Here is a 14,545-nt window from a genome sequence, read left to right as displayed (position 1 = left end):
AAGGTGAAACATTATGTTAGATAAACTATCAGAAAAATTGCAGTTAGTTTTAAATAAAATAAAAGAAAAGGGTAAAATTTCAGAATCGGACATTAAACAATCTTTGAGAGAAGTTAAACTTGTTCTTCTCGAAGCCGATGTACACTATAAGGTAGTAAAAGATTTTATTGCAAAACTGGAACAACAGGCAACTCAGGAAAAACTATCTAAGACACTTACTCCAGGACAACAAATTATTAAAATGACTCACGAAATATTAACCGAAATATTGGGAGAAAAGCAGAGTAAAATAAAAATTAGTGAAAAATTACCGACAACTATTTTACTTATTGGTTTACAAGGCTCTGGTAAAACTACTACTGCCGCCAAATTGGGTTTAAATGTTAAAAATGATGGTTATATGCCGCTATTAGTGGCAACAGATAGGATTAGACCTGCGGCTATTGAACAGTTATCGATAATGGGTAAAAATGCTGGTGTTGAAGTATTTACCAGCGATAGTAATAAAAACACTTTGGGCACCATTTATGAAGCAGAGCAATGGGCAAAAATACATAAACATGATGTAATTATTATTGATACTGCTGGTAGATTACATATAGATCAGGATTTGATACAAGAATTAAAGGACATAAAAAATTCGATATCCGTTGATGAAACATTATTAATTCTTGATGCTTTAATGGGTCAGGATGCTTTAAGGGTAGCAAATGATTTCAATAATGAAGTTGGGGTAGATGGCTTTATTCTAACAAAATTAGATGGTGATGCTCGTGGTGGTGTTGCCCTCTCCATCAGAAGCATTACTGGCTTACCTATTAAATTTATTGGAGTTGGTGAGAAAATAAATGATTTAGAGCTGTTTTATCCTGATCGTATTTCATCACGAATACTTGGAATGGGTGATACCTTAACACTAATTGAAAAAATTGAAGCAAATTATGCCCGCAATGAAATACAAAATATAGGGAAAAAAGAATTTAGAGATCAATTTAATCTTAATGATTTTTATGAACAATTAAAAAAAATAAAAAAAATGGGTTCCCTGGAAAATATCTTTAATATGATGCCTATTCAATTTTCAAGCTCATTAAAGAATATTAAACAAAATATGGGAGATGAAGAAAAAGGATTAAGCAGGGTTGAAGCAATTATCTGTTCAATGACCAAACAAGAAAAGTTAGAACCAGATATAATAGATGGAAGTAGAAGGAGAAGAATTGCAAAAGGTAGCGGAACAAATGTAAGTGATGTGAATCGTCTATTAAACCAATTTTTTAAAATGAAGAAATTCTTAAAATGTACTAGTAGTAAAAAATCTTTAATTTCTTTTATGAGATAAGAATAAGAATGAATAAACAATATTTTAAAAAAATTTATGGAGGAAAAAATGTCTGCAAAAATTAAACTAAGAAGAGAAGGTGCTAAAAAAAATCCTTGTTATAAGGTTATAGTTATAGATTCCCGTAAACCAAGGGATGGAAGATTTATCAAAATGTTAGGTTATTATCAGCCTACCAAAGAGCCATACACCTTTAATATCGATAAAGAAGAAAGCTTAAAATGGATTAAGCAGGGAGTAAAAATGACTAAAACAGTTGAATCTTTATTTAAAAAAGAAGGCATCTTAGATAATTCTAAAGAAGTTTAAGATAATGGTTTAAAAAATATCAAATGAATTAACTATAAATCTTTGGAGAAATATTTTGAATGAACTAATTGAGTATTTACTAAAAATGCTTGTAGATTTTCCGGATAAGCTTAAAATTAATAGAATTGATCAAGACAATATGACTATATTAGAAATAACTGCTGATCCATCTGATATAGGTAAAATTATCGGTAAACAGGGAAGAGTAATTAAGGCAATTAGGGCAATCACGAATGCAGCAACCATAAAAGAAAGAAATAGGACTATCATTGAAATAATGGAAAGCAAAAATAGTAATTTTCCCATTAATTATTAATAAAATAGTAACAAATAGGATCAAAAATGGAAATAATGATTTTGACAATTTTTCCAGAGATGTTTAATTCACCATTTTCAGAAAGCATTATTAAACGAGCTAAGGATAAAAATTTAGTAAATATTAACATTATAGATATTAGAGATTTTGCTAAAGATAATCATAAGAGCGTTGATGACTACTCCTATGGTGGTGGCCCTGGAATGGTATTAAAACCCGAGCCTATAGTTGAATCAGTAGAATATATTTTTAAAAAAGATAAGAGTTGGATTGATAGCAAGGTAATAATTACTTCTGCTCAAGGTAAAATTCTTAATCAAAAAATAGTGAATAGATTATCATCTTTGGAAAAAATTATTTTTATTTGTGGAAGATACGAAGGTATTGATGAGAGAGTTTATCGAATATTAAATGCAGAAGAAATTTCAATCGGGGATTATGTTTTAACAGGGGGAGAAATACCGGTAATGGTTCTGGTTGATGCGATAACTAGAATGTTGCCAGGTGTATTAGGAAAGGAAGAATCATTAAAGAATGATTCTTTTTATAATGGTTTGCTGGATTATCCTCATTTTACCAGACCCGAGAAATATAAGGGATATGAAGTTCCTGAAGTATTATTATCTGGTGATCATAAAAGAATTAAAAGTTGGAGAATAAAACAATCTTTATTAAGAACAATTATTCGTAGACCCGATTTATTAGCTAATAGAAAGTTTTCCAAAGAAGAGCTTAAAATGATTAATGATCTAAAAACACTCAGTTAGAAAAGAAAGGGAGATACTAATGAATTATATTAAAAATATTGAAGATGAGCAATCAAAAAAAGAAATATTAGAAGCAAAACCTGGGGATTTGATTGAAGTACACCAGAAGATTATTGAAGGTGAGAGAAAAAGGACTCAGATTTTCCGAGGAATTTTAATTGCAAGAAAACATAGTGGAAGTAGAGAAACAATTACCGTAAGAAAGGTTACTAAAGGTATTGGTGTTGAGAAGATCTTTCCGATACATTCTCCAAATATAGAAGAGATTAAACTCGTTAAAAGTGGTTTAGCAAGAAAAGCTAAATTATACTTCTTAAGAGACAGGATTGGACAAAAGGGATTGATGACCTAATTTTTCATTATCAGATTAACTAAATTGAAAGAAGATATTTTTCGTTTAAAAAGAAAAATTAATTTTTTATACCAGGAAAGAGTAAGGATAGAAAGACTAAAAGTTATTGAACTAAAGTTGTTTTCTTCCGGTTTCCAATGTATCGCTGGTATTGACGAAGTAGGAAGAGGTGCTTTAGCCGGTCCCGTTGTTGCTGCGGCAATAGTAATAAAGGATATTGACTCTTTTTTTATTGCAGATTTAAAAGATTCTAAAAAAATAAGCAAAGTTAAAAGGGAATATTTATCTAAATTAATTAGGGAAAAATCTTATGATATAGGTATAGGTTTAGTTGATTCCAGTACCATCGATAGAATAAATATTCTAAAGGCAACTATACTGGCAATGAAAAGAGCAATCATATCTCTTAATCAATACCCCGATTATCTGTTAGTTGACGCCTTAAAAATTCCATTTATTAAAATATCACAAGATAGTATTATTAAGGGAGAAGATAAAAGTATTTCCATAGCTGCGGCATCAGTTATAGCTAAAGTATATCGAGATAATCTTATGAAGAAATATCATGAAAAATACCCACTGTATCTCTTTAATCAAAATATGGGATATGGGACAAAGAAACATCTCGCAGCGATAAAAGCATATGGATGTTGTCCTATTCACCGAAAAACATTTAAAGGTGTAATAATCAATAAAATAAATACCCCAGAAACATATAAGTCAATAAATCTATATGAGTAATAATGAATAATACAGGAAATACTGGAGAAAAATTTGCCAGATATTACCTTAACAAAAAGGGATATCGTATTTTAGAGCAAAATTATAAAGTATCTTTTGGTGAAATAGATATAATTGCCGAAAAGAATAATTGTATTTGTTTTATTGAAGTAAAATCTAGAAGATCAAATATATGTGGTTCCCCAGAAGAGTCAATTACTCAATATAAGAAAAATAAAATTATAAAAGTAGCAGAACTATATATCAAACAACGCAAGATTAAAGATAAGCTTTTTCGCTTTGATGTTATAGCTCTTAATTTTAATAATAATTTTTTAATAAAGATAAATCATATTACTAATGCGTTTCATCAATAAAATTTAAATATAATAATAGGTTTGGGTGATACCTTGATTTCAAAACTTTGTAGTGCCGCACTTTTAGGTGTAGAAGCATTTATTGTTGAAGTAGAAGTAGATGTAGCCAATGGATTACCTTCTTTTAATATTGTAGGTTTACCTGATACTGCAGTACAAGAATCGAGAGAAAGAGTTAGATCTGCTTTAAGAAATGCTGAATATCAATTTCCCATGCAAAGGATAACCGTTAATTTAGCTCCAGCTGATATCAAAAAAGAAGGACCAGCCTTGGATTTACCTATTGCTATTGGAATATTAACTGCCAATGAACAAATACAAAGTATTTTTTATAAAAATCTTATTATCATTGGTGAACTCTCTCTTAATGGTGGCATAAAGCCAGTAAATGGAGTGTTATCAATTGCTTTAATGGCTAAGAAAAATGGTATTAACAATATTATTGTTCCTCAGGAAAATGCCCGAGAGGCAGGAATAGTTGATGGAATAAATATTTATCCTGTTTCCAATTTACGTCAAGTAGTTAAATTTTTAAATAAAGAAATTAATATAAAACATTTTTATGTTAATAAAGAAGAACTAATGACTCACAGTGATGACTATTCAGTAGACTTTTCAGACGTCAAAGGTCAGCAGCAGGCTAAAAGAGCCCTGGAGGTAGCGGCTGCAGGTAGACATAATGTGATAATGATTGGTCCACCTGGTTCGGGTAAAACTATGTTGGCAAAACGTATCCCGACAATTTTACCCAGCTTAACTTTGGAAGAGGCAATTGAAATAACTCGTTTATACAGTATTTCTAATTTAGCTAATAGAAAATACCCTGTCATGACTAGAAGACCTTTTCGATCACCACATCATACCATAAGCGATATCGGACTTATTGGAGGGGGAACAATGCCAAAACCGGGAGAAATAAGTTTAGCCCATAATGGAGTATTATTTTTAGATGAACTTCCTGAGTTTAGCCGTACAGCTTTAGAGTCATTACGTCAACCGATAGAAAGTGGAAGGGTTACTATTTCCAGAGCTTTACGTTCAGTAACTTATTTATCTCACTTTATGCTGGTAGCCGCTGCTAATCCCTGTCCCTGTGGTTATTTCGGTGACCCTATTAAACAATGTACCTGTACCTCATATCAAATTCAAAAGTATAGAGCAAGGATTTCAGGTCCACTATTAGATAGAATAGATATTCAGATTGAAGTTCCAAGATTAGATTATAAAGAATTAGTAAATAGAAAAAATCTCAACGATTGTTCTAGTGAAATTAGAAAAAGAATTGAAAAAGCCAGGAAAATACAATTAAACCGTTTTGAAGGTAGAAATATTTATAATAATTCACAGATGAATCGGAAAGATATCGAAAAATATTGCTCGTTATCCATTGAAGCATGGGATTTATTAAGCCATGCAATGGAAAAATTAAAATTGAGTGCTCGGGCATATGATAAAATATTAAAGTTAGCTAGAACAATTGCTGATCTTACTTTAACGGAAAAAATACAAACCGTGCATATTGCCGAAGCTATCCAATATAGAAGCCTGGATAGAGAATATTTAATATAAAAATATTTGTTTAAATAGAAGAGGTTAATATGGTGTTAAAAAATAGATTAGCCCCATCAATACTAAATGCTGATTTTTCCTGTCTGAGTGAAGTTCTACATATTTTAGAAAGATGTAAAGTTGATTTAATTCATCTCGATATTATGGATGGTAATTTTGTTCCAAACATTACTTTTGGACCTAAAATAGTCGATACAATTAGAAAAAATACAAGCCTTCCTCTTAGTGTTCATTTAATGATAGAAAAGCCGGAAAGATATATAAAAGTATTTTCCGAAGTGTTACATGTTCAAGATAGTTTAATTGTTCATGTTGAAACTTGCTTGCATTTAGATAAAACATTACAAATGATAATTGATTCTGGTTTGACAGTGGGAGTGGCACTAAATCCTTCAACTCCTTTAGATATGATTAAGTATGTACTAGACAAGCTGGATGTGATATTGATTATGACCGTTAATCCAGGTTTTGGTGGACAACAATTTATACCGACTATGTTACAAAAGATTGCTCAAGCTAGAGAAATAGTGGATCAAAATAAGAAAAATATTAATATCCAGGTTGATGGAGGAATTAATGTCAAGAATATTCAGACCATAAATAAAATTGGAGCAAATATCTTAGTAGTCGGTTCTGAAATATTTGAAGCTGAAAATCCTGAAAATATGATAAAAAAACTTCAAAGAAAGTTAAAATCATTATAATTATTCAATTCATTCTTAACTAAGTGGTTATTTAAAAATATGGGTATAAAGGTTGCCATTATTGGAAAAACAAATACGGGAAAATCTACTCTATTTAATCGTATAATTGGTTTTAAAAAAGCTATTGTCCTATCTGAAGCCGGTATTTCTCGTGATAGAAATTATGCAGAAGTTCAATGGCAGGGTAAATCATTCACATTAATAGATACCGGTGGTATTGATTATATCGATAAACAAAATAGTATACAAAAAAAGATTTTAGAACAGGCAATAAAAGCTATCTCTGATTCTGAAATTATCTTACTTCTTTTGGATATTATGATAGGAATTCAACAGGAAGATATCGATATTGCCCGATTTATTCGAAAAAATCATAAAAAAACTATATTAGTAATAAACAAGAGTGATATAAAAAATAAGAATTATTTTTTTAGTGAATTTTATCACTTAGGTCTGGGGGAACCGTGTCTTATTTCTGCTGAACAGGGAATCAATATTAGTGAACTGTTGGACAGAATAACATCTTTAATACCTGATAAAGACAAAAAAGTTGATTTAAGTGAAAATCCTGATTATCTAATAAGAGTTGCTATCATCGGTAAGCCAAATGTTGGTAAATCCAGTATTTTAAATGCCATTTTAAAAGAAGAAAGAATTATTGTAGATGATAGCCCTGGCACCACCAGGGATGCAATAGAAGTGTCACTCAATTTTGATAAATATAGACTTAATTTTATTGATACTTCAGGGTTGAGACGAAAAAAAAGTGTAAAACAAAAAATCGAATATTACGGTAATTTAAGATCAATCGAAGCTATTAAAAGAGCTGATATAGTATTATTAGTTTTGGATGCTACCCAGTCTATCAGTATGCAGGATAAACGTCTGGCCAGAAGAATTATTGAAGATAAGACAGCCTGTATTGTTTTATTAAATAAATATGATTTAATAAGCAAACAAAAGGAAATTGACAAGAACTACCTTTTACAAATAAGCAAATATAACTTTAGATTTCTTAAAAATGCTCCTATTTTGACAACAATAGCAATAGATCCTAAAAAAGATTTCTTACCAGTTTTAAAAACAATCATTGCAATATTTTGCAAATATAATAACAAAATATCTACTTCTGAATTAAACAATTTTTTACAAAAGATTGTAAATAGAAGAATCCCAAAGATAATCAATGGTAGAAGAATACATTTTTATTATATTACCCAAATCGGAATTAGGCCCCCTACTTTCAAAATATTTGTGAATGAACCTGAACTTCTATATATTTCCTATCAAAGGTATATAGAAAATCAATTTATTCAAAACTTTGATTTAAGAGGCATTCCAATTGTATTTATTTATGAAAAGAGCAAATAAGGCATAAAATGGAAATAATTATGGTAATAAAAATTATTATAATCTTAGTTTTCAGTTATACTTTTGGTTCTATTCCTTTTGGTTACTTAATAGGTAAATACTTAAAAAATATTGACATCAGAAAATATGGTAGTGGTAATATTGGTGTAGCAAATACTTTTCGTGTTTTAGGTGTTAGATATGCCATATTAGCCTTGATTGGGGATTGTTTAAAGGGATTTTTATCGGTATATCTTGCTAGATTAATAATAACAGAAAACATTGGTATTTTGTTGTTAACAGGACTTTTTGCTATTTTTGGTCATAATTGGTCTATTTTTCTGAAATTAAATGGCGGCAAAGGCATAGCTACTACCTATGGGGTGATCCTTGCTCTTTTCCCTAATATCGCACTTATCTCTGCATTAATATGGGGAGTATTGGTAGTAACACTAAAATTTGCAGTGGTTGGCTCGATCATTTCAGTATTTAGCATGTTTATTCTATCGTTTGTCTTCAGAACACCTTTTGAATTTAAGTATTTTTTAATAATCATAAATCTATTGGCATTATTACGTCATCGTGCTAATATTATTCGATTGATACAACACAAAGAGAACAAAATAATCCCTGAAAAAACTGATAAAAGAATATAATACTTAATATTTTATAGTAGTGAAATTTTTAATGTTCTTTTTTAATATAAAAATATATGCTAAATTAGATATTAAGTTTGGGTATATAGTTCCTATAATTTTTATACTATGGGTGAAAAAAGGATTTATTATAAAAAGGATTAAAGAAAAGGTAATCAGGGGAAATATCCCTGAAACCATTTAGAAAAATACAAATTTTAAAGTAAATCTATCTTGTTTTACAAACAATATTAAAAAATATTAAATATATTATACATATATATATTGATTTAAGAGATATTCAGGAGGGGCAGTTTCTCCTTGAATATCCTGAAGTTATTTATTACTTAAGACTATGAATATCAGGATAAATAAAATATATAACTTATAACTTTATTATTTTAAAAGGAGAATTAAGGGATTCTCAAGGGGAAAGTTTCTCCTTGAATATCCTGAAATAGAAAAATATATTTATGGAAAAAAGTCTTATTATTGTTGAATCACCAACAAAGGAAAGAGTATTAAAAGAAATGATAGGTGAAAAATTTCTTATTATTTCAAGCAAAGGACACATAAAAGATTTGCCTAAATCAAGAATGGGTATTGATATGGAAAATGATTTTCAACCAACCTGGATTACAATTCCGGAGAAAAGACAGGTAGTTAAATTTATAAAAAATATTGCCGAGGGAAAAGAAAAAATATTATTAGCTACAGATCCAGATAGAGAAGGAGAAGCTATTTCATGGCATATAGCAAAAGAATTAAATATTAACAGTCAAAAATGTAGAATTACTTTTAATGAAATAACCAAAAACGTAATAACACAGGCAATAGAGAATCCCAGGGACCTAAATATGAATATAGTTAATTCTCAGATTGCCAGAAGACTACTAGATCGTTTGGTTGGATATCAAGTTAGCCCTTTATGCTATAAATATACCAGGGGCAAAAGTGCGGGTAGAGTTCAATCAGTGGCAGTCCATTTTATTGTCAAAAGAGAAAAAGAAATTGAGGCATTCAAACCTGAAGAATATTGGAAAATCAATGTATTACTTTTAAGAGATAAAGATATAAAAGATAATGCCTTTCAAGCCTCATTAGTCTCAAAAAATGAGGTCAAGATAAAGATTAAAAATCAAAAAGAAGCTGAACTATACTGTAAAGAAATTGAAAAATGTCAACTCACTGTTTCCAAAATTACCACTACCAAAGAATACAAACACCCTCCTCTCCCCTTAAAAACAAGTACATTACAGCAAATAGCATACAATAGATTAAATTTTTCAGTTAAAAGAACTATGCAAATTGCCCAACAATTATATGAAGGAATTTCAATAACGGGAGTAGGAACATTGGGATTAATTACCTACATGAGAACCGATTCAACACGAATTTCAAATGAGGCAAAACTAAATGCCCAAAAATATATTTCAGAAAAATATGGCAAAATTTTTGTTTCGTCTAGCAAAAGTACTTTAGCCAAATTAAAAAATAAAGTGACTATAAAAATACAAGATGCCCATGAAGCAATAAGACCAACCTCAATTAATCTAGATCCTGAATCTATCAGGAACAACCTCAAGCCAGATCAATACAAGCTTTATCAATTAATCTGGAAACATTTTATAGCCAGTCAAATGAAATCTGCCTTATTAGAAAGAAGGAATGTAAAAATTAGAGCTGGTCATTATATCTTTGAAGTTAATGGAACCACTATAATATTTCCTGGATACCTAAAAGTATTAGGAGACAGTGAAATTGAAAAGGTATCTATTCCAGATTTAAGGGAAAAAGAAAAACTGCAATTATTAGAAATTGACTCAAAACAATCCTCTACCAAACCACCTGCTAGATATAATGAAGCAAGTCTAGTAAAAGTATTGGAAAAAGAGGGCATAGGTAGACCAAGTACCTATGCAGTTATAATTGATAAAATACTTAGTAGAGGTTATGTTGAAAAAGAAAATAAACGATTAATTCCAACTAAATTAGGGATTGTTGTAGATCAATTTCTAATGGAATATTTTTCTAATATTATAAACGTAAAATTTACAGCAATCATGGAAAATGAATTGGATAAAATAGAATCAGGAGAGCATAATTGGCAAAATATTTTAAATAACTTTTATAAATCTTTATTACTAAACATAAACCGGCTTAAGGAGAATCCACCTCACAAATTGATACAAAAATCAAGGGAGTTGACTGATGAAAAATGTACTGTATGTGGTAACCTAATGGAAATAAAAAATGGCCCTTACGGTAAATATTTAGCTTGCTCTGAATCTCCACTTAAACATCCAACTAAACCTTATCTTACTAAAATAGGTGTTTTGTGTCCCAGAGAAGGATGTACTGGTGAAATTATTAAGTTGAAAAGTAAAAAAGGCAGGTTCTTTTATGGCTGCAGCAAATATCCTGATTGTAATTTTTATTCTTTATTTCCTCCTGTGAATAAAAAATGTCCTGATTGTGGTTCAATTCTAGTAAAAATTAATAATAAGAGAAAGGGTAATTTTTACCAGTGCAGTAACAAAGAATGTCATTATCGTGAAAAGGCATTGAAAAATGAATGACATTATAAAAAGTACAAATAATATAAAAGAATATAGAAAATATTTAAAAGAAAAAAAGAATTTTTCTCAAAATACCATAAATGCTTATATGAAAGATATTATTAGCTTAATCCAATTTTCCAAAGATATTAAAAAGGTAGATAGCCTAACTGATTTGAATTATCAGATGCTCAGAAGTTATATAGTCTATTTAAAACAAAAAAATTATAGTGATAGAACAATTGCCCGAAAAATATCTTCTTTCCGTGTCTTTTATAGATACCTAGTTCAACAAGATTATATTAATAGAAATCCTGCAGAATATATACAAATACCGAGAATTAAAAAGAAATTACCAGATTTCTTATTTTTGGAAGAAGTATTGCGATTAATTGATTCAATAAAAACAGATAAACCTATTGGCATTAGAGATAAGGCTATTTTAGAGTTGTTATATGGTACTGGGATAAGAGTGACTGAATTATCCACTCTGGACACTGATGATATTAGTCTGGATGATGATACAATGAAAGTTTTAGGCAAAGGTTCCAAAGAAAGGATATTGCCGCTCAGTCAACCTGTAAAAAATGCTTTGAAAAATTATTTGAAAGTCAGAGAGTTGATACCGAGGAAGAATTATTATGAATCAATTTCAGGAAAAGCTATGTTTATAAGTTGTTTTGGTGAAAGACTTTCTACCAGAAGCATTAGAATGATAATTAATAAAAATATGCGATTAGCCTGTTTAAATAAAAAGATAAGCCCACATGTTTTTCGTCATACCTTTGCTACTCATCTCTTAAATGGTGGTGCTGATTTGCGTTCTGTACAGGAATTATTGGGACATGAAAGTTTATCAACCACTCAAATTTACACTCATATTACTAAAGGTAAATTGATTGAAATATACAAAAAGTCTATCCCTAGAAAATAGTAAACAATATTTTAAAAAACTGATAAAATATAAAATAAAAGAGTACATTTATGTTATCAGAATTTCGAAAAATATCTGATACTAGAAATAATCTTTACTACATGAATAATAATGTGTAAATTAAATGAATCTTAAGGATGTTCAAGAGGAAGGATTCCCCTTGAACATCCTTAAGATTAGGAAGAAATATCATAAGTAATAATTGAAAGGATTTTATCTATGTATAAAGGGACAACAATCCTTGCCGTTAGAAGAAACAATGAAATTGCTATTGCCGGAGATGGACAAATAACCATGGGAAATACAATTGCTAAAAATGAGGCCAGAAAAATAAGAAAAATTTATCATAATAAAGTGCTAACCGGTTTTGCTGGTGGTGCAGCAGATGCACTTACTTTATATGAAAGGTTTGAAAATAAGTTAGAGGAATTTCATGGTAATTTAAAAAGAGCATCTATCGAACTGGCTAAGGACTGGAGAACTGACAAGGCTCTCAGAAGATTAGAAGCTTTACTTATAGTTGCAGACTTACAAGATATGTTTACAATTTCTGGAAATGGTGATATTATAGAACCCGATAAACCTATTGCAGCAATCGGTTCTGGTGGCCCATATGCTTTAGCATCAGCTCAGGCTTTGCTTTCATTCACCCAACTATCTGCTACAGAAATTGCTCAGGAATCATTAAAGATTACTGCCTCTATTTGTATCTATACTAATCATTATATTACCGTAGAAACATTAAAGTGATAATGAAGGGGGAACAGTATTGGAGAATTTGATTCCATCTGAAATAGTAGCAGAATTAGATAAATATATTGTAGGACAAAAACAAGCAAAAGAAGCGGTTGCAATTGCTCTAAGAAATAGGATTAGAAGAAAAAAGCTGCCTAAAACATTAATAGAAGAGGTAACTCCAAAAAATATTATAATGATTGGTCCAACAGGGGTAGGCAAAACTGAGATTGCGCGTAGATTAGCTAAATTAGTTCGAGCACCATTTATTAAAGTAGAGGCTACTAAATTTACCGAAGTAGGTTATGTGGGCAAAGATGTTGATTCTATGATAAGAGATCTGGTACAAGCTGCAGTGCAACTTATACGTAAAGAAAAAATGGAAGAGGTCCGAGGGAATGCCAAAGAAAGAGTTGAAGAGAGGATATTACAAGCATTACTTCCTACAAGTCAGATTGATATGAAAGATAGGAGAGATACCTCTTATAAAGATTTTCAAACCAATCAATCTATTGATAATATTGATAAAGAGAAAAATATAATTGAAATTGAAACTCCATTGAGTAGTCATGATTTACAAAAAGAAAGATTATTAAAAACAAAAGAGATATTAAAAAATAAACTACGAAAAGGTGAATTAGAAGAAAGAGAAATTAGTATTGAAATTGAGGAACAAAGCCATTCTTCAATAGAGATATTTTCAAATATGGGAATGGAAGGAATCGGAATTGATTTTAAAGAAATTTTAGATAAAATGTTACCTGGCAGAAAAAAAAGAAAAAAAGTTAAAATTTCAGAGGCTCGAAAAATCCTTCTGGAAGATGAAATGGAAAAATTATTGGATATGAACAAAATAGCAAAAGAGGCAATTCATAGGACCGAGGAGTTGGGAATAGTCTTTATTGATGAAATCGATAAAATAGCAATGAAAGAAAAATCGTATGGACCTGATGTATCAAGAAGTGGAGTACAAAGGGATATTCTGCCTATAATTGAAGGATCAACTGTAATGACTAAATACGGTGCGGTAAAAACTGATTATATTCTTTTTATTGCTGCTGGTGCTTTTAACGTTTCTAAGCCTTCTGATTTAATCCCTGAATTACAGGGACGGTTTCCTTTGCGTGTAGAATTAAACAGCCTCGATCAGGAAGATTTAGAGAAAATACTTATTGAACCAGATAATTCATTAATAAAACAATATAAAGCACTTCTAAAAACAGAGGGAATTGACCTCGACTTTGATAGTGACGCCATTAAAGAAATCTCTAAAATAGCCTCGGTATTAAACGAACAAAATGAAAATATTGGAGCAAGAAGACTTTACACTGTTATGGAAAAATTATTAGATCGCATTTCCTTTAATGCCCCTAAAATAGGTGAGAAAAAAATTATAATAACCAAGAAATATGTTGTAAATCGTTTACAAAATATCATTCAAAAAGAAGATTTAAGTAAGTATATTTTATAGTATCGGAATTTCAAAAAAATATCAGAAATTATAAAATACGCTTTTTAAATAAAGAACAATATGTACTCAGTTAGATTTTAAGAAAGAGTGTATAATTACTACAAAATTTTATACCTATACCCAAGTAAAATAAAGATTTGTAATACAAGATACTAAAAGCTAGATATTCAGGACCTTAGTAATTATTAAGATTAATATAGAAGGGAATTTTAAAAAGAATAATTCCCCTTAAATGTCTGTAATTGTTATAATATCTATAACCATAAACCATAAAGATTAAGGTAATCCCATACTTAAGTTGCACTTAGAACCTTGAAAAACTGTTGATAAATCAGTATAAAGAGAGTATGAAAACATGTCCTCGCTACGGCAGTAAAAAATTCTGGTCTCTTTCAACCGGTCAGAT

Annotated in this window: 15 protein-coding genes; all 15 read left to right on the top strand. The window is 29.9% G+C overall.

Annotated elements, in window-relative coordinates:
• Nucleotides 1-13 precede the first annotated feature (13 nt).
• The 15 genes from ffh to hslU all read left to right on the top strand — a co-directional run bounded on the left by ffh (nt 14) and on the right by hslU (nt 14,139).
• Complete coding sequence (gene ffh / locus PHD84_07625; protein MDD5637667.1) at nt 14-1,342, top strand: signal recognition particle protein; 1,329 nt, start codon at nt 14-16, stop codon at nt 1,340-1,342.
• 48 nt (nt 1,343-1,390) lie between these two features.
• The gene (rpsP, locus tag PHD84_07620) at nt 1,391-1,651 is read left to right on the top strand and encodes a 30S ribosomal protein S16 (protein ID MDD5637666.1); all 261 of its coding nucleotides are present in this window, start codon (nt 1,391-1,393) and stop codon (nt 1,649-1,651) included.
• A gap of 55 nt (nt 1,652-1,706) precedes the next feature.
• Nucleotides 1,707-1,967 (top strand): KH domain-containing protein, encoded by a 261-nt coding sequence (locus tag PHD84_07615; GenBank protein MDD5637665.1) that lies wholly within the window; start codon nt 1,707-1,709, stop codon nt 1,965-1,967.
• Between the two features lie 26 nt (nt 1,968-1,993).
• Nucleotides 1,994-2,734 carry a tRNA (guanosine(37)-N1)-methyltransferase TrmD gene (gene trmD / locus PHD84_07610; GenBank protein ID MDD5637664.1) on the top strand — a complete coding sequence of 247 codons (741 nt, stop codon included), beginning with the start codon at nt 1,994-1,996 and terminating at the stop codon, nt 2,732-2,734.
• Between the two features lie 19 nt (nt 2,735-2,753).
• A complete protein-coding gene (gene rplS, locus PHD84_07605; protein ID MDD5637663.1) occupies nt 2,754-3,086 on the top strand; it encodes a 50S ribosomal protein L19 in 333 nt (110 codons plus the stop codon).
• A gap of 24 nt (nt 3,087-3,110) precedes the next feature.
• Nucleotides 3,111-3,827, top strand: a complete 717-nt coding sequence (locus tag PHD84_07600) for a ribonuclease HII (protein ID MDD5637662.1) — start codon at nt 3,111-3,113, stop codon at nt 3,825-3,827.
• A 2-nt stretch (nt 3,828-3,829) separates the two neighbouring features.
• A complete protein-coding gene (locus tag PHD84_07595; protein MDD5637661.1) occupies nt 3,830-4,183 on the top strand; it encodes a YraN family protein in 354 nt (117 codons plus the stop codon).
• A 33-nt stretch (nt 4,184-4,216) separates the two neighbouring features.
• A complete protein-coding gene (locus PHD84_07590; protein ID MDD5637660.1) occupies nt 4,217-5,752 on the top strand; it encodes a YifB family Mg chelatase-like AAA ATPase in 1,536 nt (511 codons plus the stop codon).
• A gap of 29 nt (nt 5,753-5,781) precedes the next feature.
• Nucleotides 5,782-6,456 carry a ribulose-phosphate 3-epimerase gene (gene rpe / locus PHD84_07585; protein MDD5637659.1) on the top strand — a complete coding sequence of 225 codons (675 nt, stop codon included), beginning with the start codon at nt 5,782-5,784 and terminating at the stop codon, nt 6,454-6,456.
• Between the two features lie 39 nt (nt 6,457-6,495).
• Nucleotides 6,496-7,827, top strand: coding sequence for a ribosome biogenesis GTPase Der (gene der, locus PHD84_07580; GenBank protein ID MDD5637658.1), 1,332 nt, complete (start codon nt 6,496-6,498; stop codon nt 7,825-7,827).
• Nucleotides 7,828-7,835: 8 nt separating this feature from the next.
• On the top strand, nt 7,836-8,462 hold the full coding sequence (plsY, locus tag PHD84_07575) for a glycerol-3-phosphate 1-O-acyltransferase PlsY (GenBank protein MDD5637657.1): 627 nt from the start codon (nt 7,836-7,838) through the stop codon (nt 8,460-8,462).
• Nucleotides 8,463-8,914: 452 nt separating this feature from the next.
• Nucleotides 8,915-11,020 (top strand): type I DNA topoisomerase, encoded by a 2,106-nt coding sequence (gene topA / locus PHD84_07570; protein ID MDD5637656.1) that lies wholly within the window; start codon nt 8,915-8,917, stop codon nt 11,018-11,020.
• A complete protein-coding gene (locus tag PHD84_07565; GenBank protein MDD5637655.1) occupies nt 11,013-11,933 on the top strand; it encodes a tyrosine recombinase in 921 nt (306 codons plus the stop codon). Before topA ends, PHD84_07565 begins: the two co-directional genes overlap by 8 nt.
• A 219-nt stretch (nt 11,934-12,152) precedes the next feature.
• Nucleotides 12,153-12,683, top strand: a complete 531-nt coding sequence (gene hslV, locus PHD84_07560) for an ATP-dependent protease subunit HslV (protein ID MDD5637654.1) — start codon at nt 12,153-12,155, stop codon at nt 12,681-12,683.
• A 19-nt stretch (nt 12,684-12,702) separates the two neighbouring features.
• Nucleotides 12,703-14,139 (top strand): ATP-dependent protease ATPase subunit HslU, encoded by a 1,437-nt coding sequence (gene hslU, locus PHD84_07555; GenBank protein MDD5637653.1) that lies wholly within the window; start codon nt 12,703-12,705, stop codon nt 14,137-14,139.
• Nucleotides 14,140-14,545: the final 406 nt, after the last annotated feature.

This window comes from Atribacterota bacterium (genome assembly GCA_028717805.1).
Taxonomy (GTDB): Bacteria; Atribacterota; Phoenicimicrobiia; order Phoenicimicrobiales; family Stramentimicrobiaceae; genus Stramentimicrobium.
The sequence above is the reverse complement of the archived record's forward strand: the minus strand, read 5'-3'. Positions and strand labels throughout refer to the sequence as shown.